The organism is Jutongia huaianensis (assembly GCF_014384985.1).
Classification (GTDB): Bacteria; Bacillota; Clostridia; order Lachnospirales; family Lachnospiraceae; genus Jutongia; species Jutongia huaianensis.
The window spans coordinates 55680-77920 of sequence record NZ_JACRSX010000001.1 but is presented as its reverse complement, the minus strand read 5'-3'; the positions used below and the strand labels follow the sequence as shown (position 1 = coordinate 77920).

At 46.4% G+C, this 22241-nt stretch carries 19 protein-coding genes; all 19 read left to right on the top strand.

Annotation, left to right across the window (positions count from 1 at the left end):
• The first annotated feature begins 45 nt into the window (after positions 1-45).
• The 19 genes from H8704_RS00345 (at position 46) to pstC (ending at position 22048) form a co-directional block, all read left to right on the top strand.
• On the top strand, positions 46-663 hold the full coding sequence (locus tag H8704_RS00345; RefSeq protein ID WP_249296867.1) for a stage III sporulation protein AF: 618 nt from the start codon (positions 46-48) through the stop codon (positions 661-663).
• Complete coding sequence (locus H8704_RS00340; RefSeq protein ID WP_249296866.1) at positions 639-1286, top strand: hypothetical protein; 648 nt, start codon at positions 639-641, stop codon at positions 1284-1286. The genes H8704_RS00345 and H8704_RS00340 overlap by 25 nt, the downstream gene beginning before the upstream one ends.
• Positions 1287-1320: 34 nt before the next feature.
• A complete protein-coding gene (locus H8704_RS00335) occupies positions 1321-2040 on the top strand; it encodes a SpoIIIAH-like family protein (RefSeq protein ID WP_022464848.1) in 720 nt (239 codons plus the stop codon).
• 99 nt (positions 2041-2139) lie between these two features.
• Entirely contained in the window at positions 2140-2520 is a 381-nt protein-coding gene (locus tag H8704_RS00330; protein WP_022464847.1) for an Asp23/Gls24 family envelope stress response protein, read from the top strand.
• Positions 2521-2543: 23 nt separating this feature from the next.
• Positions 2544-2987, top strand: coding sequence for a transcription antitermination factor NusB (gene nusB, locus H8704_RS00325; RefSeq protein WP_022464846.1), 444 nt, complete (start codon positions 2544-2546; stop codon positions 2985-2987).
• Positions 2988-2989: 2 nt separating this feature from the next.
• Positions 2990-4201: an exodeoxyribonuclease VII large subunit gene (gene xseA / locus H8704_RS00320; RefSeq protein WP_249296865.1), complete on the top strand. Its 1212-nt coding sequence runs from the start codon at positions 2990-2992 to the stop codon at positions 4199-4201.
• Positions 4202-4203: 2 nt separating this feature from the next.
• Positions 4204-4398 carry an exodeoxyribonuclease VII small subunit gene (gene xseB, locus H8704_RS00315; RefSeq protein ID WP_022464844.1) on the top strand — a complete coding sequence of 65 codons (195 nt, stop codon included), beginning with the start codon at positions 4204-4206 and terminating at the stop codon, positions 4396-4398.
• 72 nt (positions 4399-4470) lie between these two features.
• Positions 4471-5367 (top strand): polyprenyl synthetase family protein, encoded by an 897-nt coding sequence (locus tag H8704_RS00310; RefSeq protein ID WP_118677984.1) that lies wholly within the window; start codon positions 4471-4473, stop codon positions 5365-5367.
• Between the two features lie 31 nt (positions 5368-5398).
• Complete coding sequence (gene dxs / locus H8704_RS00305; RefSeq protein ID WP_022464842.1) at positions 5399-7276, top strand: 1-deoxy-D-xylulose-5-phosphate synthase; 1878 nt, start codon at positions 5399-5401, stop codon at positions 7274-7276.
• A gap of 5 nt (positions 7277-7281) precedes the next feature.
• Positions 7282-8139, top strand: coding sequence for a TlyA family RNA methyltransferase (locus tag H8704_RS00300; RefSeq protein ID WP_249297093.1), 858 nt, complete (start codon positions 7282-7284; stop codon positions 8137-8139).
• Positions 8136-9005 carry an NAD(+)/NADH kinase gene (locus H8704_RS00295; protein WP_022464840.1) on the top strand — a complete coding sequence of 290 codons (870 nt, stop codon included), beginning with the start codon at positions 8136-8138 and terminating at the stop codon, positions 9003-9005. The genes H8704_RS00300 and H8704_RS00295 overlap by 4 nt, the downstream gene beginning before the upstream one ends.
• Before the next feature lie 123 nt (positions 9006-9128).
• Positions 9129-9872, top strand: coding sequence for a YebC/PmpR family DNA-binding transcriptional regulator (locus H8704_RS00290; protein ID WP_022464839.1), 744 nt, complete (start codon positions 9129-9131; stop codon positions 9870-9872).
• A gap of 38 nt (positions 9873-9910) precedes the next feature.
• Entirely contained in the window at positions 9911-14866 is a 4956-nt protein-coding gene (locus H8704_RS00285) for an Ig-like domain-containing protein (protein WP_249296864.1), read from the top strand.
• 108 nt (positions 14867-14974) lie between these two features.
• Positions 14975-16663 (top strand): DNA repair protein RecN, encoded by a 1689-nt coding sequence (gene recN, locus H8704_RS00280; protein ID WP_249296863.1) that lies wholly within the window; start codon positions 14975-14977, stop codon positions 16661-16663.
• Between the two features lie 221 nt (positions 16664-16884).
• Positions 16885-18201, top strand: a complete 1317-nt coding sequence (gene spoIVB, locus H8704_RS00275) for a SpoIVB peptidase (RefSeq protein ID WP_249296862.1) — start codon at positions 16885-16887, stop codon at positions 18199-18201.
• Between the two features lie 98 nt (positions 18202-18299).
• Positions 18300-19229: a calcium/sodium antiporter gene (locus tag H8704_RS00270; RefSeq protein ID WP_249296861.1), complete on the top strand. Its 930-nt coding sequence runs from the start codon at positions 18300-18302 to the stop codon at positions 19227-19229.
• Positions 19230-19267: 38 nt separating this feature from the next.
• The gene (locus H8704_RS00265; protein WP_249296860.1) at positions 19268-19903 is read left to right on the top strand and encodes a precorrin-2 dehydrogenase/sirohydrochlorin ferrochelatase family protein; all 636 of its coding nucleotides are present in this window, start codon (positions 19268-19270) and stop codon (positions 19901-19903) included.
• A 208-nt stretch (positions 19904-20111) separates the two neighbouring features.
• Positions 20112-21020: a substrate-binding domain-containing protein gene (locus H8704_RS00260; RefSeq protein ID WP_249296859.1), complete on the top strand. Its 909-nt coding sequence runs from the start codon at positions 20112-20114 to the stop codon at positions 21018-21020.
• 131 nt (positions 21021-21151) lie between these two features.
• Positions 21152-22048 (top strand): phosphate ABC transporter permease subunit PstC, encoded by an 897-nt coding sequence (gene pstC, locus H8704_RS00255; protein WP_249296858.1) that lies wholly within the window; start codon positions 21152-21154, stop codon positions 22046-22048.
• Positions 22049-22241 lie beyond the last annotated feature (193 nt).

Below are 22241 nucleotides of genomic sequence, written 5' to 3'. Positions count from 1 at the left end.
TATATAAAAATAATCAGTTAGAGGAAACTTTCCGGGAGGAGATCAATGTTTGGGCAGATGATTCAGAATATTCTTGTATATGTCATTATGATCAATGTATTGCAGGGACTTGTGACAAGCCATGGGTTTCGGGAGATATTCCGGTTTGTGGGAGGAATGATACTGATCGTTCTCTGCGTCAGCCCGATACTATCCCGGATATCGGACACGGATCAGATTGGAAAATATCTGGAGGAAAAGCTGTTTCAGGGTGAAATGGATCAGTTAGAGCAGGAAACAAAGCTGGCAGAGGGAGACTTTGAAAAAATTATGCTCAGGCGATGCAGGTCAGAGCTGGAGGAACAGGTGAATACTATGGTGGAAAAGGAGGGGAAAACACCCCGGAAGGTGGATGTGGCATTGAAAAAGAACAGGAAGGGAAGTCTGCAGCTGAAGCAGGTGACAGTAATTTTGGAAAATGATAATATTCCGGTGTCTGCACCGGGGAAAGGCAGTTCCATCCGGGTGCAGGATATTGTGATCGATGATCAGATGGATCATAAATTGAAAACAGGCTCTGTTACCACAGATGCAGATACGGTCAAATTACAGCAGCAGATCTGTAAAAAATATGAACTTTCCAAAAAGAAGGTGATTGTATGGAAAAAATGTGGAAAAAATTAATAGAAGGACTTCGCAGGCAGCAAAAAAAGCAGGAAAAGGAACCCATCAAATGGTCGGAGATTGGTTTATCAAAAATCATCATTATGATCCTGGCGGGAATATTTCTGCTGATATTATCCATGCCGTCAGCAGGACTGTTCGGAAAAGTGGATAGTACCAGAAATGGGACAGACCAGAAAAATGTACAGGAAAAAGCGCAGGATACGGCAGCAGATGCAATGGAGGCGTATGCCGGAAAGCAGGAACAGCAGTTGCAGAAATTACTTTCGAAGGTTGAGGGGATTGGTAAAGTAGAGGTGATGGTTACGATTGCTTCTTCGGAGGAAAAGAAGGCATTGCAGCAGGAGGATATTTCCAACAGCAGCACCAACGAGACGGACAGTGCCGGCGGCACCCGCAGCCAGACCTCCGGCAGCACGAAGCAGGAACCGGTGCTTGTGGGGGAGGAAGGGAAGGAACCGTATATTGTACAGATCCAGTCTCCGCAGGTAGAGGGAGTGCTGGTGGTGGCACAGGGGGCGGGAACAGGCGTGATCGATTCGGAAATAATTGCAGCTGTCGAGGCATTATTTCCTATAGAGGCACATAAAATTAAAGTGATGAAAATGGGTAGTCCCGAATAGCAAAAATCTGTGAAGGAAAGGAAAAGGTGAAGCTATGAAAAAATTTGCGAGAAAAAATCAATGGATCATAACGGCCCTGGCGGTATTGATCGCTGTGGCAGGATATCTGAATTTTACCGGGGAGGAGATTAACAAAAACGGACTAAAAAACGTGATGTCCCTGAGTGGGAAACAGACGGCGGCACCGGAGGAGCAGGCACAGGCGGAAAATGAAGCGGCAGCGGATGGCAAAGAAGAAAAAAAGCAGACGAAGGAAAGCAAGGAAACCTCTGCACAGACAACGACAGATATTTCGGCGGAGGACAATGGAGAAGATTATACGGTAGCTGACAGCGGGGAACTGAAGTCTGCCTCCGAGGAAAATCCGGGGGAGGCCGTCATGGTCTCAAATTCGCTGGGAGCAGATTATTTTTCTTCGGCAAAATTGTCCAGAGAACAGAGCCGTGCCAAAAATAAAGAGACACTGATGACAATTATTAATAATGATAAGATCGCATCAAAGGATAAAAAAAGTGCCATAGACCAGGTGGCGCAGCTGACAAAGGATGCCCAGATGGAAAGTGCAGCGGAGCTGATGCTGGAAGCAAAAGGCTTTACCGATTCTGTGGTCAGCATTGAAAAGGGAAGTGCAGATGTGATCGTCAATGCCGGGGAACTGACGCAGCAGCAGCTGGCACAGATCACAGATATTGTCACCCGAAAAACAAATATATCCGCAGATCATATTGTGATCACACCGGTGGCGGTAAAATAAAGTTATGATTAAGTCTGCTTGCAAATATGAGGAGATTTGGTATAATAAACTAGAATAATTGGCAAAATTTTATAAAAGAAACAAAGGAGGTAGAGTGTCGTGGCAAAGGAGCAGACTTCGAGAGAATATATTACGAAGAAAAAAGAACTGGGCGAGGTAAAGATTGCATCTGATGTGGTCGCTGCAATTGCTGCATTAGCAGCAACTGAGATAGATGGTGTCTATTCTATGGCCGGGAATATCACCAATGAGCTGATCGGCAAACTGGGTATGAAGAATCTTTCCAAGGGAGTAAAGATCTTGATGGAGGGAGGCATTGTCCGTGTAGATATGATGGTTGTGGTAAACTATGGATACAGTATTCCTGAGGTATCCGGGCAGGTACAGGAGAGAGTCAGCCAGCAGATCGAAAATATGACAGGACTTTCTGTTTCAGAGGTCAATGTCCGCATTGCCGGTGTAAAACTGGAAGAAAATTAATTTAAAGGTATAGGTACAAAAACATGACAAGAAAAAAGGTCAGAGAACATTTATTTAAGCTGCTGTTTTTGCTGGATTTTTATCCGAAGACGGAGCTGGACGATCAGGTTTCCACATATTTAAGTGATATTGGAAATGATGCGGATGCAGCAGAGGAGTCGCAGGAACGTCTGGAGAAGGTTCGCGAGGAGCTGAAACAGAAATTTTATGCAGTCGCAGAGCATCTGGAGGAGATTGACCGCAAGATTGAGGAGAAGTCTAACGGCTGGTCTCTCAAACGTCTTGCAAAGGCAGACATTACAGCACTTCGCCTGGCGATTTATGAGATACAGTATGATGAGGATGTACCGGCAGGTGTGGCGGTCAATGAGGCTGTGGAGCTGGCAAAGCTTTACGGAACAGATAAATCTCCAGCCTTTGTAAATGGAGTGCTGGGTTCTGTTGTCAGGGACGGCGCGGAGGAATAAATATGAGCAGAGCAGTGACTGTGTCTCAGATCAACCGGTATATTGCGAATCTTTTCAAGCAGGATTATACTCTTTCCGGGATTCAGGTTAAGGGAGAGATATCCGGGTGCAAGTATCATTACTCCGGTCATATTTATTTTACCCTGAAGGATGCCGGGGCGGCGATTTCCTGCGTGATGTTTTCCTCGCAGCGTAAAGGCCTTGACTTTACACTGGAGGACGGACAGAGTGTGATCGTAACCGGCAGGATCAGTGTTTTTGAGAGAGATGGCAGATACCAGCTTTATGCCCAGAGCATTGTTCAGGATGGTGTGGGCAGATTATATGAAGAATACGAAAAATTAAAAAAGCGCCTCTTATCAGAGGGGCTTTTTGACGAACAAAGAAAAAAACAAATTCCCAGATTTGCATCTAAGATCGGTATCGTCACGGCAAAGACCGGAGCAGTCATACAGGATATCTGTAATGTTACTTACCGGCGCAACCCTTATGTGCAGCTTTATCTGTATCCGGCGAAGGTGCAGGGGGAGGGAGCAGCCGGGACTGTGATTGACGGGATCCGTTATTTTGAAAAAACAGATGTAGATACGATTATTATAGGGCGTGGCGGAGGATCGGTAGAGGATCTGTGGTGCTTTAATGATGAGAAACTTGCCAGGGTGATCGCAGCCTGCACCAAGCCGATCATTTCGGCGGTTGGTCATGAGACAGATACGACGATCTCTGATTATGCAGCAGATCTCAGGGCACCGACGCCGTCTGCTGCAGCAGAGCTGGCGGTATATGCGTGGCGGGAGTTTGAGATTGGACTCAGTGAATACCGTTATGATCTCCGGGAGTCCATAGAGCAGATCCTGCGGGTACGCAAACTGGAGCTGCAGAAATATATGGTTTTACTGCAGCATGTAAGTCCGGAGGATATGTTGCGGCAGAAAAGGCTGTATCTGGCAGATTGCCAGGAGAGGCTGCAGCGTATGATGGAGCGGCAGCTTACGGAGACAAAGCACAGGCTGGCATTATATGCGGAGGAGATGAAGGGACTTTCTCCTTTGCAGAAGCTGCAGAGCGGCTATACTTATACGGCCGATGAAAGTGGCAGTCACATCGATTCCGTCAGCCGGCTGACAAAGGGACAGCATCTGATGCTGACCTTTGCGGACGGCAAGGCGAAGGTAACAGTGGATGAGATAACAGGACAGAAAAACGGAGGCTGATTATGGCAAAGAAAGTATCTCTGGAGGAATCCTTTGAACAGCTTGAAACGATCATAGAGCAGATGAAAACGGGCGATATGACCCTGGAAGATTCTTTTAAAAAATACGAAGAGGGAATGAAGCTGATCAAAAACTGCAGCAATTCCATTGACCGCGTCGAGAAAAAGCTGATCGTGCTGGAAAATGGAGAAGAGTAACGCTGACATATGACAAATAAAGAAAGCGGCAGCTGACCGGGAGGCAGAACCGCAGGAAGGTATGGTTAAATTATGGACAAGACATTTAAGGAGTCGTTTCAGGAAAGACAGAGAGAGGTTGAGGAGATTTTGAAGGGGTATCTGCCGGAAAAGCAGGGACTGCAAAAGACGATCTTTGAAGCCATGGAGTATAGTCTGATGGCTGGCGGAAAGAGAATCCGTCCAATCCTGATGAGGGAAGCGTATCGTCTTTTCGGAGGCGTTGATGAAAAGGTGATCGAACCTTTTATGGCGGCAATGGAAATGGTTCATACATATTCTCTGGTTCATGATGATCTGCCGGCAATGGATAATGACGATTATCGCCGGGGACGTAAGACGACACATGTAGTATATGGCGAGGATATGGGAATTCTTGCGGGAGATGCATTATTAAACTATGCATTTGAGACAGCCTCACGCTGCTTTGACAAGACAGGGAATCTTTCCGCCGCAGCAAAGGCGTTTCAGATCTTCAGCCGTAAAGCCGGAGTGTACGGCATGGTAGGAGGTCAGGTCGTTGATGTGGAAAGGACAGGACAGCCTCTGGACAAGGAGGTGCTGGAATTTATTTATACCCTGAAAACAGGTGCACTGCTGGAAGGTGCTCTGATGGTAGGAGCGGCATTGGCCGGAGCCGATGATTCCGCACTGGATAAAATGGAACAGATCGGCCGCTGCGTTGGCATGGCATTTCAGATTCAGGATGACATTCTGGACTGCACCAGCACTACGCAGGAGCTTGGCAAGCCGGTACATAGTGATGAAAAAAATGAAAAGACAACATATGTATCACTTTACGGTATTGAGAAATCCCATCAGGCAGTGGAGGAGTATTCTCATCAGGCAGTGACACTTCTGGAGGAGCTTCCGGGTAAGAACCTGTTTTTGGAGGATCTGATCGAATACCTGATCAACCGTACAAAATAAATACATTGTTTAAGAGAAATGAGGGAACACCGTGGGAGAATTATTAGATAAGATAGAAAAACCAAACGATATCAAGGAAATGGAAAAGGACGAGCTTCGTCCTCTGGCAAAGGAGATCCGGCAATTTCTGGTACACAAGATCAGTCATACGGGAGGACACCTTGCTTCAAATCTTGGAGTGGTTGAGCTGACAATGGCACTTCATCTGTGCTGTAATCTTCCGGAAGACAAAATTGTCTGGGATGTGGGGCATCAGTCCTATACCCACAAGATTCTGACCGGCAGAAAAGATGGCTTTGAACATCTGCGTCAGTTTGGAGGCATGAGTGGATTTCCAAAGCAGTCAGAGAGCGACTGCGATGCCTTTGATACCGGACACAGCTCTACCTCCATCAGTGTTGCTTTGGGATTGGCGAAGGCAAGAGATCTCAAGAAGCAGGACCACAAAATCTTTGCGGTGATCGGAGACGGTGCATTATCCGGCGGTATGGCATATGAAGCGATGAACAATGCTGCCAGATTAAAATCTAATCTTGTGATCGTATTAAATGATAATCAGATGTCGATTTCTAAAAATGTAGGTGGTATGTCCAGTTATTTAGGTAAGATCCGCACCAACGGAAATTATACCGAGTTAAAGGAAGAAGTAGAAAATGCGCTGTCAAAGCTGCCACATCTGGGGGACAAGCTTACCAGCCGTATTCGTGGGATCAAGGACCTGATCAAAAGGATTTTTATTCCGGGAATGCTTTTTGAGGATATGGGACTGACTTATATCGGCCCGATTGATGGTCATAATATCCATCAGATGGTAACGGCATTCCAAAGTGCATCCAAAATGAAGGAAGCGGTGATCGTTCATGTATGTACCCATAAAGGAAAAGGATATCGTCCGGCAGAAAAGAATCCGTCGTATTTTCACGGCGTATCCCCGTTTAATATAAAGGATGGGAGCAGCCGGCACAATGGAGAGACAGCAAAGACATACACGGACATTTTCAGTGATACCATACTGGAGGCGGCAAAGGAGAGGGAAGATATTGTGGCAGTTTCTGCTGCAATGCCTTCCGGTACGGGACTGACAGCGATGGCGTCAAAATATCCCAAAAGATTTTTTGATGTGGGGATTGCGGAGGAGCATGCGGTTACCTTTGCGGCAGGGATGGCAGCCGGTGGCCTGAAGCCTGTTGTTGCCATATATTCTACTTTCCTGCAGAGGGCGTATGATCAGATACTTCATGATGTCTGCATTGGAAAGCTGCCGGTTGTGTTTGCCGTAGACCGTGCCGGGCTTGTGGGCAGTGACGGAGAGACTCATCAGGGTATTTTTGATATTGCCTATTTACGCAGTATGCCGAATATGACAGTGATGGCACCTAAAAACGCATGGGAGCTCCGGCAGATGATGCTGTTTGCATTGGAGCAGAATACACCAACAGCGATACGTTATTCCAGAGGAGCTGCATGGGAAGGGCTGCAGGATCATCAGCAGGAAATTACCATGGGAAAAGCCGAATGGATCTGTGAAGGGCAGGAGATCGCCCTTCTGGCGGTAGGCAATATGGTGGAGACTGCCATGTGGGTCAGGGAGCATCTGAAGGCAGAAGGACAGAAGGTTTCTGTAGTCAATATGCGTTTTGTCAAGCCGATTGACGAGGAGGTACTTCAGAAGATTAAAGAGAGACATTCCAAGGTAGTTACATTGGAGGAAGGTGTTTTTAACGGCGGATTTGGAGAAGCGGTGTCAGCATGGTATGAGGGTACACCGATGCGGGTATTAAATATTGCACTGCCGGATCAGTTTATTGAGCATGGAAGTGTGACAGAATTAAAGAAAAAATACGGGCTGGACCCGGAAAGCATTACACAGAAAATATTGTCCTGGGAAGATGAGGACAGGAAGGCTTAGGTGTCATTGTGAAAGAAAGATTGGATGTGCTTCTGGTCAAAAGAAATCTGGCAGCGTCCAGAGAAAAGGCCAAGGCAATAATCATGACAGGCAATGTGTTTGTCAACGGACAGCGGGAGGATAAGGCAGGGAGTACATTTAAGGAGGATGCTTTGATCGAGGTCAAGGGAAATCCAATGAAATATGTAAGCCGCGGTGGTTATAAGCTGGAAAAGGCGATTGATCTGTGGCAAGTGCCATTGCAGGATAAGATCTGCATGGATGTAGGATCATCCACAGGAGGTTTCACGGACTGTATGCTGCAAAATGGAGCACAGAAGGTATATGCCATAGATGTGGGAACCAATCAGCTGGCATGGAAGCTTCGTCAGGACGAGAGAGTGATCTCTATGGAAAAGACCAATATCCGTTATGTGACCAGAGAGGATATTGCAGATTTCATTGACTTTTTTTCGGTAGACGTGGCATTTATTTCACTGAAAAAGGTACTGGAGCCGGTGAAAGCACTTCTGACACAGGAGGGACAGGGGGTATGTCTGGTAAAGCCCCAGTTTGAGGCCGGCAGAGAAAAGGTTGGAAAGAAGGGGGTTGTACGGGATCTTAAGGTACATCGTGAGGTACTGGAGCAGATTATGCAGTATGTTCTTTCCATTGGTTTTGAAATTTTGGAGCTGAGTTTTTCTCCGATTAAAGGACCGGAGGGGAATATAGAGTATCTCTTATACATTCAGAATACCGACCGGATACCGGAGGAGGATTCACTGGAGGAGTCATTTCACGTTTCTTATGACAGCCTGATCCGGGAGACGGTGGCGGCCGCCCATGGAAAGCTGGATAAGGATGCGGAAGGAGAGCAGCAATGAAGCGTTTTTGTGTGATCACAAACAGGGACAAAGAGGACAGCAACCGCAAGGCAGTATATATACAGGAGTATCTGGAACAAAAGGGTGGAAAATGTCTGATCCTGGAAAACCGCCGGGTGATATCGGAGGGAGTTTTGCATTACACAGAGGCAGACAAGATTCCGGAGGAGACGGAATGTGTGCTTGTGCTGGGCGGTGACGGAACCATGATCCAGGCGGCGATCGACCTTGTTCACAGTAAGCTTCCGATTCTTGGCATTAACATGGGAACCGTAGGCTTTCTGACAGAGGTGGAACCACAAAATCTGGAGAGAGCTCTTGATCTGATGCTGCAGGACAAGTACACGATCGAAAACAGGATCATGCTGCGGGAAAGCAGTGTTACACCAACGGGAACCAGCTCAGGAAAAGCCTGTTATGCGTTAAATGACGTGGTGTTGAGTAAGAGGGGAGACTGCAGACTCATCACCATTAAGGTATACATTAATGACGAATTAGCCGATATCTATCGTGCAGATGGTTTGATCATATCCACGCCAACCGGTTCTACCGGATATAATCTGTCAGCGGGAGGACCGGTGATGGTGCCGGATACGGAGGCAACGGTGATCACTCCGATCTGTGCCCATTCCCTCAACAAAAGAAGTCTGGTGGTATCTGCCATGGACCGGATCGTGCTGGAGCTGGGGCAGACCAAGGATTTTCAGGAGGATGAGGCAGTGCTTGTAGTGGATGGAAGGACCGTCCGGGGATTATCCACCGGAGATCGCCTGGAGGTTCTTGTGCCGGAGGATCAGACAAGGATCGTCAAGCTTTCCGGGGTCAGCTTCTACAAGAAAATGAGAGATAAATTAAATGGTAACTGATCCTTTTGCAAAGCAGTCCGGAACGGAATTTAAATGATTCATGGACAGGAAACGTGAAAGGTGATAAAATATATAAGTTATGGGATATAATCCCGGCAAGAAAGATTAAAGGAGAGTTTTATTATGTCAGGACATTCAAAATTTGCCAACATCAAACACAAGAAGGAAAAGAACGACGCAGCGAGGGGGAAGGTATTTACCATTCTTGGACGTGAGATCGCCGTTGCTGTAAAGGAAGGCGGACCGGATCCGGCCAACAACAGCAGACTTCGTGATGTGATTGCCAAGGCAAAAGCAAATAATATGCCAAATGATACCATTGACAGAGGTATTAAAAAAGCGGCCGGAGATGCTGCTTCTGTAAATTATGAAGAGGTTACATACGAGGGATACGGACCAAGCGGTACCGCTATCATCGTAAAGGCGCTTACCGACAATAAGAACCGTACCGCCAGCAACGTAAGAAATGCTTTCACAAAAGGAAGCGGAAGTGTAGGAACACAGGGTTGTGTATCTTATATGTTCGACGAAAAGGGCCAGATCATTCTTTCCAAGGAAGAGCTGGAGGATGCAGATATTACTCTGAGTGCAGATGATCTGATGATGATTGCACTGGATGCAGGTGCAGAGGATTTCTCCGAGGAGGAGGACAGCTTTGAGATCATCACGCTTCCGGAGGATTTCAGCGCAGTGAGAGAAGCAATCGAGGCAGAAAAAATCCCGATGGCGAGTGCAGAGGTCACAATGTTGCCACAGACGTACGTTACACTCACAGATGAGAACGATATTAAACAGTTGCAGAGAACATTGGATCTTCTGGATGAGGATGATGATGTGCAGGATGTTTATCACAACTGGGATGAGTAATATCCCGGAGATTTCATGACAGAGAACGGGGGAAGAAGATGAAAAAACGATTCCGTACGATGAAAAAATGGACATGGCTGCTTGCAGTAATCGCTTTGTTTTTCGGCGTTTTTCTTGCCACAGCAGGTTATCAGATGAAGCATTCGATCAGGGCGGCCAGCTATGATGTGATCGATGATGAGGGTAATCCGGTAGAAGGAACCTATGTTTTGCGTCGGGCAACCGCTACTTTTGGTTTGTCTGATTATGCTTCCGGAGATAAGTGTGTATGGAGCAGTGCCAATACAGAGATCATGACCGTTGATCCGGCGACTGCCAATCAACGTCAGGTCAGCGTATCGGTACAAAAAATGGGTAAGGTAGGTCTGACTTGTACGATCACACATACGGATGGCAGTATGGAGACGCGTAATGTAGCCATTGATGTAGTATTTTCTATTAATGAGTTTTTATCATCGGATGCTCCTGCAAAGATGACCAAGATACATACAGAGGATGAAAGACGTTCGATTGTAATGGATTATGGCAAGACATTGTATCTTGGTAAAAATGCAAAGACAGATACCGGAAAGCTGAATCTGATCTTTGGTGACGCCACCAGCTCCAATGCAATCTGGTACAGCAATAATGAAGATGTGGTCCGTGTCAGCGGAACTGCGGCAGAGCCTTTGGTCATGGCTGTCGGTGCCGGTAAAACACAGTTATCCGTTACATACAATGACGGAAAAAATGAATATAACGATTCCATTGATGTGTATGTACGTCCGGAGATCCGAAAGGACAGTTCGACGGGCACCAGACTGGATAACAGCAGCACGATCGTTACGATGGAAAATAACGACAAGATCTGGATTCCGGCATTATTTTCTGCCAATCCGCTGGAGGGTGTTCTGGATAAGGTGACATGGGTTATTGCGAAACGAAGCGGTACTACCAGAACACTGGTCAGGGATTCTCTGGGCAGAACCGGCACAAACGGGGATGATGCAAATCTGATCTATGACAGTTCTACCAATACATTCCGGCTGGATGCAAAGGCAGGCCAGTACATCGTAATGTTTTATGTAAAAGGAACATATACCACCTTTGAGGATGCGCAGGATTCCAGTGTCTTTCTTGGTTGCAATCCGGCTTATTTCAATGCAGATGTCCGGGGAAAATTCGAGGATAAGGATGTTACCATCAATATCGGCGGTAGTTATGATCTGTCGGAAGCCTTTAATATCTCCAAGGAGGCATTGAAACAGAATTTTAGTTTATCTGTGGTAGATAACTCCGGTAACTGGGTCTCTACCGATTATGATAACTGGGCGATGACAGGTCAGAATAAAGGTATGGCAGAATTTAAGGTCAAATGTAACACCAGACCGTCAGAAACTCTGCCGGGAATCAGTCAGGGCCAGGAGGTTACGGTAAAGATCAATGTAACAGATACCTTCTCTCTGAACGTATCGAATGCGACTATGGCAGTGGGATCGAAATTGGAACTGACAGGTATTATCGGTTCCGGAGAGTATACGGATTCCAGCTCTTTCCGATGGGAAACCACAGATACGACAGAGACATATGTTTCCATGAGTTCTAACGCACAGTATGCGACCGTTACGGCCAAAAAGGAGACGGCGGCAGACAGTCCGGTAACGGTACGTCTTTATTGGACGGATGATCAGGCGGTTACCAGAGTTGCAAGCTGTAAGATTTATGTCACGACATCGGCAACGACGATTCCTCTTGACAGAACAGAGCTGGAGATGGAGATTGACAGCGTAGAGTATCTGGATTCCGGACTGAGTGGAGAACAGAATCTTACCTGGATCTCAGCAGATCCGGATATGGTTAAGGTGGATCCACAGCAGGGCAATACAAAAGCAAAGCTGACTGCCGGCAAAAAGACAGGATCTACGACAGTAACGGTATTGAATAAGGACAATAACGTGTATGCAACCTGCCGTGTTACCGTAACGGCGGCGATCAGTGAATTAAGCATTGAGCAGGGAGAGAATATTGACACCTTCCTGTCCGCAGGTTTTATATTCCTGAAGGCAAAATATGCGCCTTCCAATGCGACCAATACAGAGCTCAAGTGGACCACAAGTGATCCGTCCGTAGCAACCGTTGATCAGAACGGTGTTGTAACACTTCTGAAGGAGGATACCGTATGGATTTCGGTAGAGCCGGTATTTAATCCGTACAATCTTGTGGCAAGATGTTGTATCAATATTAAAAAGAATCCGGTGACCGATATTATCACGGATGTGGAAGAGATCAATATGATCGCCGGTGACCAGTATACGGTACAGACGACAATCGTGCCTAGCGATGCCACAGATACTACATTGCTGTGGAATACAGACAGTGAAAAAATCGCAAGAGTACAGGGTGGAACGATTACAGCAGTTGCTCCCGGTGATGCAAATATCACAGTTGCCAATGGTACGGTATTTAAGATCATTAAGGTGCATGTCAGAAACAGACTGCTTTCCGCATCCTTTACACAGAATGAATATGAGGTAAAGGAGGGCGATACCGTTTCTTTGAAAAATGCCCTGATCTTCAATCCAGCTGACCATGTCAATACGAATGTATCATGGACATCGACCAATCCAAATGTGGTGAAGGTAGACGATGATGGTAATATCACCGGATTAAAGGCGGGAGATGTGGCGTGGATCACCTGTGTGCCGGAGGATTTAGGTATTTCCGGTGCCATTTCGTGTATGGTAAGAGTTATCAGTCAGGATGTTCCGGCCAAGAATATCACGCTGGATCCGTCAGAGGCAACGATGCATGTGGGAGATACCCTTCAGATTAAGGGTGTTTTCGATCCGGTGACGGCAACGTACCAGAATCTCAACTGGTCTTCAACCGATGAAAAGGTTGCAAAGGTAGATGAGAACGGTCTTGTTACTGCAGTAGCAGAGGGTACGGTTTCGATCGGAGCAGTTTATCGCGATCCGATCACGGGAACGGTATGGAGTCCGATCTATTGTAAGATCAAGGTGGAACCGGCAGTGGTCAGTGCGGTGGACTATGAATTGACACCGGCACATAAGGAGCTGTATGTGGGAGACAACTATACAGTGAAGCCGGTATTTAAGCCGGAGGATGCCACCAACCAGACTGTACATTTTTACAGTTCTGATGAAACGGTAGCAACGATAGATGAAGATGGTGTCGTTCAGGGTATCAGCGAGGGATCTGCAGTGATCATCGGACGATCTGAGGATGGAGATATTGTCAAAACCTGTACGGTTACGGTGGTGCCGCCGCCGGTGCCGGTGGAGGATTTCACGGTAGATCCGACGGAGCAGGAGGTAAGAGTAGGTTCCAACTTCTACATTACTCCGGTATTTACTCCGGAAAATGCAAGCAATCAAAAGGTTAATTATAAGAGTGTGGATGAAAAGATTGCGTCTGTAGATGAAAATGGTCTTGTGACAGGTGTGGCAGTTGGTGAGACAACCATTATCTGCCAGTCGGTGGAAGGAAACATTATTGCTACCTGTAAGGTGACTGTATTAAAAGCGTATGTTAATGTGATCAATTTCAATATTACGCCGACAGCACAGGAGATAGAGACGGGTTCAACATTCCAGATCACACCGGTTTTTACCCCGGCGGATGCAACCAATCAGAAAGTAACCTATCAGTCTTCGGATCCATCTATTGCGACGGTAGATGAAAAAGGACTCGTCACAGCAGTCAAGAAGGGTTCGGTAACGATCATTTGTCAGTCTGATGAGGGCAAGATTGTTGTATATTGTAATGTGACGGTTATTGAAGGCGTTACATTGACATTGAAGCCTTCTTCCAGGGAGATCGCTGTAGGCAAGAGCTTCAAGATATCCAAGGTGATCGTACCGGAGGAAGCAGATGGAACAGCTACCTGGCAGAGTTCGAATGCGGCTGTTGCCAAGGTTGACCAGAATGGTAAGGTAACAGGACTTCGAAAGGGAACCTGTACGATTTCATGTACACTGACCAAATACAATGTAACAGCGACCTGTGAGGTTACGGTAGCAACATTGAAAACGACGGTAAAGCTCGGAAAGACAGGCATCCGTATGGGGGTAGGCTCTACATACCGTATGAAGGTGACTGTATGGTCTAACAATACAAAGACACCGGCGGTACGCTGGCTCACCTCTAGAAAGAAGGTTGCAACGGTTAACCAGAAGGGTAAGATTACAGCAAAGAAGGTTGGAATGACAACCATCACAGCGGTATCCAGAGATCGTTTGAAGGTAAAAGCGAACTGTAAAGTACGCGTTATCCAAAGGGCAAAATCTATTCAGATCGTGCCAGATTACGCAGTATGTTATATTGGAGGAACCAGAAAGCTTCATGTGACAATGAAACCAAGGAATACGACATTGCATAATGTTAAATGGAGTTCGGCGGATACCAGCATCGCAATAGTAGAAAATGACGGAATGGTGCGTGGTATTGCAGAAGGTGAAACGAAGATCACGGCCGTGACCAAAGACGGAGGCAAGAAAAAAGCGGTCTGTGTTGTTAAGGTAACCGAAAAGGTTCCGGCAATGGGTATTGTGGTTGCGCAGTCTGAGCTTACCATGAAGCAGGGAGATTCCACCAAGCTGTCTTACTCTGTATTGCCAAATAATACGTCGGATAATATCACCTTTGCATCCGATAACCGAAGAGTGGCGAAGGTATCCGGTGCAGGTGTTGTAACGGCGACGGGAACCGGAAATTGTACAATTACTATTCTGGCAGACGGCGGTGTTACCTCGACTGTAGCAGTCAATGTTGTGGCATTGAACCGCAGCAGTCTGACAATGCGCCAGTATGATACAGAAACCCTGATAGTAGAGGGAACCACGGCAACGGCAACCTGGTACTCGTCAAATCCGAGAGTAGCAACCGTTGTCGACGGTAAGGTTGTGGGACGAAGCGTTGGAACAACGTACATCTACGCAACGGTGAACGGCTGCAAGATGGCATGCCGTGTAAATATTACGAGCTTAAATTAGTAAAATTGCACAAAAAGAACGTCTGTTCGAGAAAAGTCTTGAACAGGCGTTTTCTTTATGCTATACTTTCCACAGGGAAAGCGGAGAACTGCGAGAAAGGAGCAAGCCGTGTTAGTTAATTTACATGTAAAAAATTTAGCGATCATCGACGAGGTGGAGGTGGACTTTTCGGATTGTTTAAATGTATTGACCGGGGAGACAGGAGCCGGAAAGTCAATTATTATCGGATCGATCAATCTGGCTCTTGGACAGAAGAGTACTAAGGATGTGATACGCAAGGGCGCAGAGTATGCTCTGGTGGAGCTTACGTTCCGGGCAGATACGCAGCGGCAGAGGGAGCTGGTTCGTGAGATGGGGATTTCCATGGAGGAGGACGAGATTCTTATTTCACGGAAGATTATGGCTGGACGCAGTGTTAACCGCATCAACGGGGAGAGCGTGACGCTTTCCATGATCCGTCGTATTGCGGATATTATGATCGACATTCATGGACAGAATGAGCAGCAGTCACTTCTGCATAGTGCGAAGCATATGGAGATTGTGGACCGTTATGCCAGAGAGGAGCTTGGAGACAGGCTGACCCGGATGGAGGAAGGTTACCGGGTGTATCAGGAGCTGCAGCAGGAGTTGTCCGGTCAGGAGATACCGGAGGAGGAGCGTCTTCGGGAGATTTCTTTTATGAAATATGAGCTGGAGGAGATTGAGCAGGCGGCATTGGTTTCCGGAGAGGAGGAGTGTCTGGATGAGCAGTACAGAGAGCTGTCCAATGCTACTTCTATTGCTGCCGGTCTGGGAGAGATCTATTCCCTGACAGGAGAGGGAGATGCGACGGTGGCAGAGCAGTTGGGGCAGAGTGTTCGGATTCTGCACAAGCTGTCGGAGTTTAGTCCCCAGATGGAAGAGTTTTGCGGCCAGTTATCGGAGATTGATTCTCTGCTGACAGATTTTAACCGGGACATTTCCGATTACATGAGTGATTTTGAGACAGGAGGAGAGCAGCTTGCCGAGGTGGAGGGCAGGTTAGACCTTGTACGCACCATTAAGGCGAAGTATGGAGCGACTACGGCACAGGTACAGGCATATGCCGAGAAGCTTCAGGAAAAGCTGGCACGTTATGAGGAGTATGAGGAGTACCGTGAGAGTCTGAGACAGCGTCTGGATGAGCAGGAGCAGACTTTAAAGACATTGGCAGAGGAGATCACCCGGATCCGCAGAAAAGTCAGCCGGCGTCTGGAAAAGGAGATCGTCAAAGCACTGAAAGAGTTGAATTTTCTGCAGGTACAGTTTGAAATTGCAGTACGTCCACTGGGTCATATGAACCGGTATGGGCAGGATGAGGTAGAGTTTATGCTCTCGACCAATCCGGGTATGGATATGAAGCCGATTGGAGAGGCTGCCTCCGGTGGAGAGCTGTCGCGAATTATGCTTGCAGTCAAAGCGGTACTGGCACAGCACGACGAGATTCCGACACTGATCTTTGATGAGATTGATGTGGGTATCAGTGGCCGGACGGCTCAGATGGTAGCGGAGAAGATGTCTTATATTGGAAATACACATCAGGTAATCTGTATTTCCCATCTGGCACAGATTGCAGCTATGGCAGATGCCCATTATCTGATTGAAAAGAGCAGTCACAAGGATCATACCTCAACGGATATCCGTATGCTTGATACAGAGGAGTCTGTCAATGAGCTGGCAAGGATCTTAGGAGGTGTAGAGATCACGGATTCGGTTCGGGAGAGTGCGGCGGAGATGAAGCAGATGGCGGAGCAGGTCAAAAGCGGTTTAAGGGCATAAAGCACTTTTTCGGATTGCAATTTCGGATCACAATAAAATTTGTACACACAGATATAATTTTACGGGAAATGATCGTTATTTTATGATGGTATCGTATAGAAAAGGGCGTTTTGTATCATAATGATACAAGCGTTCTTTTTTTGTGCAGGAAGGTGTTCACAGTGTAGTGGAAGATAAGGGCAAAACGCTGGTTTTGCCTTTTTGGAGGAAGGAGTGGCAGGATGTATACCGGACATGAAAGACAGAGTTATCGTATGACGCAGAGACAGAGGTGGATGTATCGGTCCTGTCTGCTTGGAGTTTTGTTCGCCGTGATAGCATTTACAGCAGTGTATTGGTATTTTAATATCAAAAGCCGGATTCCCAATGAACTTGTCCTTTTTCAGGATCGGATCGAAAACATTGATTTTGGCATTCCATTTACTCAGGTAAGAGTGGATCAGGCAGAAGCAGAGGTGGCACAGGTAAGTATTGACCATTCCCGGAAGGTTGGTAAACAGATTCAGTTCAGCATGGCAGGTCCTCTGGCTGTTTCGGCACAGAAATGTGGAAGCATGCAGGGAGAGGTACGTCTGTTTGGAGTTATACCATGTAAAAAGATTACCATTGATATCCGTAAAGAGGCAAAGGTTATGCCGGTGGGAAACGCAGTGGGATTATATATTCATTCCGATGGTCTGATGGTGTTAGGAACAGGAAAGATACCGGTTTCTAAAGGAAATGAAAAAATGCCATCCTATAATAAACTCCAGACAGGGGATTATATATATGAGGTAAACGGTCAGCCGGTGGTAACGATTCAGGATGTCAGTAAGGCGATTCAGATGAATGGAGCGGGAAAAGTGATTCTGGGTGTCAAAAGGGATTCTGCAAAAATAAAGATTAAAATATCACCTGTACAGGCACAAAACGGAACATATCAGATCGGTGCCTGGCTCCGGGAGGATACGGAAGGGATCGGAACCCTTACTTTTGTGACGGAGGAAAATGAATTCGCAGCATTAGGACATGGGATTACGGATGCCGATACAGAATTGCTGATCCGTCTGCAAAATGGGGGATTATATCCGGCAGGAATTGACCATGTAGTCAAGGGGAAAAACGGAACACCAGGACAGCTGGCGGGTTTTGTTCAGCTTGGTACGGAAAATAAACTGGGGGATATCCGGAACAATACGTCTCTTGGAATTACCGGTGTCATTTCCAATGAGCAGTATCAGTTTCGGGAGGACAAGTCATGTGCCGTGGGGTGTAAGCAGGATGTAAAAAAGGGAAAAGCGTCAATTTTATGTCAATTAGGAGATAAGGTGCAGGAATATGAAGTAGAGATTGAAAAGATCAATCTATCCTCGGAGGATAACAAGGGGATGGAGATTCATGTAACGGACCCGGAATTGTTAAAAAAAGCGGGGGGAATTGTGCAGGGGATGAGTGGAGCTCCGCTGCTGCAGGACGGAAAATGTATTGGAGCGGTAACTCATGTATTCGTGCGGGATGTCACCAGAGGATACGCCACATTTTTGGAAAATATGCTTTGATGTTTTATTCATATCCGGATTTCTATATTCCGTGCATTGACAAAGGGGAGCTGGTGCTATAAGATTTGTTCATATGCTAAAAGAAAGAGGATAATAGAATGGATTATTTATTGTTAGTTGTAGGATTTGTTTTACTGCTGAAGGGAGCAGATTTTTTTGTGGAGGGCAGTTCCAGCATTGCAAAGCGCCTTCGTGTGCCGTCTCTGATCATTGGGTTGACCATTGTGGCAATGGGAACCAGCCTGCCGGAGTGCGCGGTCAGTATCAGTGCGGCAATTGCAGGAAATACCGGTGTTGCGGTAGGAAATGCCGTAGGCTCCAATATTTTTAACCTGATGGTGGTTTGTGGCGTCTGCGCTCTTTTTTGTCCATTGACCGTCAGCCACGGAACTTTGACAGGAGAGTTTCCGTTTTCTGTCATCGTGGCAGTAGTATTGATGGTTCTTGGCTGGCTCGGTATGACGCTGGGACATATTGATGGATTTATTCTGCTGGTTATGTTTGCGGGATTTTTGTTCTGGATGATCCGCTCGGCTCAGAAAGCAAGAAATGAGAGTGAAGCGGAGGATGAATATGAGATTCGTCCAATCTGGCAGTGTATTGTATACATTGTCGGTGGAGCGGCTGCTATTGCAGCAGGCGGACAGATTGTAGTAAATGCTGCTTCTGCGATTGCAACTTCCTTTGGAATGAGTCAGAATCTGATCGGTCTGACCATTGTGGCCTTTGGAACAAGTCTGCCGGAGCTTGCAACCTCTGTCGTGGCTGCCAGAAAGCATGAGGTTGATATGGCACTTGGTAATGTCATTGGCTCCAATATCTTTAATATATTATTTGTACTTGGTGTGGCAGCCGCCATTCATCCGATGGTATTCCAGATGGAAAATATCATTGATATCATTGTGCTGGTGGTAATGAGCATTATCGTGCTCTGTTTTGCATGGACGAAGCAGAAGCTGGTGCGCTGGGAGGGCTTTACCATGCTTGTCATGTATGCTGCTTATGTGGTGTATATCTGCCTGCGTTAATTGCAACGTAAGGATGAAGAAAGGCAGAGGATACTTATATGGCTTATTTTCCGTTTTTTGTTGAATTGGAAGGAAAGGAATGTCTCGTGGTCGGAGGAGGCGATGTGGCATTTCGCAAGATTCGTGAATTACTTCCCTTTGGTGTGAATATAACTGTGGTTTCCCTGGAAATATGTGAATCAATCTGTAATCTTGCCGGAGAATATCCGGGACAGATGAAACTACTGTACCGTGAATATAAAAAAGCAGATTTGGAGCAGAAGTTTTTTGTGATCGCAGCCACCGATGATGAACAGTGTAACCGGGAAATTTCCGAATACTGCCGGCAGGAGAAAATTTTGGTGAATGTAGTGGATGATAAGGAAAAATGCAGTTTTTATTTTCCGTCACTGGTAAAACAGAAGGATATTGTCGCCGGATTTTCCAGCGGAGGCAATAGTCCGGCACTGATCAAGGAGCTGCGTCGGGAGCTGCAGGGACAGATCCCGGAGTATTTTGGTCAGTTGAATGAAAGACTGGGACAGATCCGGCCGCAGGTAAAGAAAGCATTTTCTACAGAGCAGCAAAGAAAGCAGTATTACAATCAGGTGATACATAAAAGCAGAGAGGAGTCCAGAGCACTTTCCGTACAGGAAATGGAAGAATTAATTCACAAAAGTTTTACACAATCTTGACGTAAATACGATAGTAGATTTTACGTTCTCATTTTATCATTAAGTCATCGTCGAAAGACGGTGGCTTTATATTTTGTGCACTGCCGGGTATGAAGCAGAATAAAGCGGGCTTTTGGACAGGAAACGATCCGGGAGTGAAGCTTTGAGAGAAAAGAGATCAATAAATATATTATAAAAGAAAAGATGCAGTGCAGAAATGAGGACGAATATGAGAAAGAGTAAATTATTGGCAGTGGCAATGAGTGTAATGTGTGCAGCAGCATTGATGACAGGCTGTGGCAGCAATGGAAATGCAGGCTCCGATACAGGATCTTTTTCCGGCGGAAGCGCAAGCCAGCCGATCAGTGTCGTATCCCGTGAGGATGGCTCCGGTACAAGAGGTGCTTTTGTAGAGCTTACAGGTGTAGAAGAGAAGGATGCCGATGGCAATAAGGTTGATAACACCACATCCAATGCAATTATTTCTAATAGTACAGAGATTATGATGACAACCGTTTCCGGCGATGAGTATGCAATCGGATATTCTTCTACCGGTTCACTGAATGATACGGTAAAGGCACTGAATGTAGAGGGCGTAGAGCCGACAGCAGCCAATATCAAGGATGGAAAGTACAGTCTTTCCCGTCCTTTTAACATTGCCACAAAGGGAACGCCCGGAAAGCTGGCTCAGGACTTTATTGACTATATTATGAGCAAGGATGGTCAGAAGGTTGTGGAGGACAACGGATATATCGCATCTGTAGATAATGCAAAGGCATTTAAGACGGCCGGAGAGTCCGGAAAGCTTGTAGTAGCAGGTTCCTCTTCTGTAACACCTGTAATGGAGAAGCTGGCTGAGGCATACAAAAAAGTCAATACAAAGGCGGAGATCGAGATTCAGGAAAGTGATTCTACAACGGGTATGACAGCAGCCGCAGACGGAACATGTGATATCGGAATGGCATCCAGAGAGCTGGAAGACAGCGAGAAGGATAAAGGACTGACCTCTCAGGCAATCGCACTGGATGGAATCGCCGTGATCGTTAATACACAGAATGACCGTACTGATATCTCAACCGATATGGTAAAGAAGATCTTTACCGGTGAGGTGACAGATTGGAATGATGTGACAGAGTAAGGTCGGAACATTGATAAAACATAATCTGTAATACAGAGCAGCTGGTACGGCAGGAACGGAAAAAAAGCAGAAACCGTGGGTTGTACCAGTTGTTTCAATAGAAATAAGGCTGTGTGAAAGGATATGGCAAAATGAAAAAAGTAAAGGTAAGTAATATCAAAGAGAAGGCGATGGAGATTGTCTTTCTGGTCAGTGCATGCATTTCCATTCTGTCGGTTGCCCTGATCTGTGTATTCCTGTTTACAAATGGTGTACCGGGAATCGCCAAGATTGGTTTGAAGGAATTCCTTCTGGGAACCGAATGGAAACCGGGAAGCCAGTTGTTTGGAATCATGTCTACGATCATAGGAAGTATCTATGTTACAGCGGGAGCAATCATTGTGGGAGTGCCGATCGGACTGCTGATGGCAGTCTTTATGGCAAAGTTTTGTCCCAAAAGGCTGTATAAGATATTGAAACCGGGAGTGGAGCTGCTGGCAGGTATTCCGTCTGTAGTATATGGTTTCTTTGGCTTGATGGTACTGGTTCCATTTGTCCGTAACACTTTCCGGCCAATCCTGATGCAGTATGGAATGACAACCACAGGACAGAGTATTCTGACGGCGTCAGTGCTGCTGGGTATGATGATCCTGCCAACCATTATCAATGTATCGGAGTCGGCAATCCGTGCGGTACCGGATTCTTATTATCAGGGAGCACTGGCACTGGGGGCAACCCATGAGCGAAGCGTATTCATGACAGTGGTTCCGGCAGCAAAGTCCGGTATTATGGCAGCAGTGATCCTTGGTGTTGGCCGTGCCATTGGCGAGACTATGGCAGTGATCATGGTAGCAGGTAATCAGCCGAGAGTGCCGGGTTCCATCTTTGACGGAGTTCGTACCATGACTGCCAATATCGTAATTGATATGGGTTATGCCACAGATCTTCACCGGGAAGCGTTGATCGCAACCGGTGTGGTACTCTTTGTCTTTATCCTGATCATCAACCTTTTATTTTCCCTTCTCAAGAAAAGAGAAGCCCATGCATAAAGTTTGCTTTATATAAACACCTAACAACATAATAATCTTGAAACTTTCATAACGAAGATATGCGAAACGGTTATAAACTGCTTCGCATATTTTTTTTGTCTAAAATTATGATTTTGCCTTTGAGACCAATGAGGACAGGGGCTGTATTCTGCTGTCTTTTTGCGTTATCGGGGAAAAAATGATACAATAACAT

Bases quoted from the DNA above. Each gene is read 5' to 3' on its own strand.
- H8704_RS00270 (WP_249296861.1), top strand. From the start codon at position 18,300: ATGGATTATTTATTGTTAGTTGTAGGATTTGTTTTACTGCTGAAGGGA.
- spoIVB (WP_249296862.1), top strand. From the start codon at position 16,885: ATGTATACCGGACATGAAAGACAGAGTTATCGTATGACGCAGAGACAG.
- pstC (WP_249296858.1), top strand. From the start codon at position 21,152: ATGAAAAAAGTAAAGGTAAGTAATATCAAAGAGAAGGCGATGGAGATT.
- H8704_RS00285 (WP_249296864.1), top strand. From the start codon at position 9,911: ATGAAAAAACGATTCCGTACGATGAAAAAATGGACATGGCTGCTTGCA.
- xseA (WP_249296865.1), top strand. From the start codon at position 2,990: ATGAGCAGAGCAGTGACTGTGTCTCAGATCAACCGGTATATTGCGAAT.
- H8704_RS00290 (WP_022464839.1), top strand. From the start codon at position 9,129: ATGTCAGGACATTCAAAATTTGCCAACATCAAACACAAGAAGGAAAAG.
- H8704_RS00310 (WP_118677984.1), top strand. From the start codon at position 4,471: ATGGACAAGACATTTAAGGAGTCGTTTCAGGAAAGACAGAGAGAGGTT.
- nusB (WP_022464846.1), top strand. From the start codon at position 2,544: ATGACAAGAAAAAAGGTCAGAGAACATTTATTTAAGCTGCTGTTTTTG.
- H8704_RS00295 (WP_022464840.1), top strand. From the start codon at position 8,136: ATGAAGCGTTTTTGTGTGATCACAAACAGGGACAAAGAGGACAGCAAC.
- xseB (WP_022464844.1), top strand. From the start codon at position 4,204: ATGGCAAAGAAAGTATCTCTGGAGGAATCCTTTGAACAGCTTGAAACG.
- H8704_RS00260 (WP_249296859.1), top strand. From the start codon at position 20,112: ATGAGAAAGAGTAAATTATTGGCAGTGGCAATGAGTGTAATGTGTGCA.
- H8704_RS00335 (WP_022464848.1), top strand. From the start codon at position 1,321: ATGAAAAAATTTGCGAGAAAAAATCAATGGATCATAACGGCCCTGGCG.
- H8704_RS00265 (WP_249296860.1), top strand. From the start codon at position 19,268: ATGGCTTATTTTCCGTTTTTTGTTGAATTGGAAGGAAAGGAATGTCTC.
- H8704_RS00340 (WP_249296866.1), top strand. From the start codon at position 639: ATGGAAAAAATGTGGAAAAAATTAATAGAAGGACTTCGCAGGCAGCAA.
- H8704_RS00345 (WP_249296867.1), top strand. From the start codon at position 46: ATGTTTGGGCAGATGATTCAGAATATTCTTGTATATGTCATTATGATC.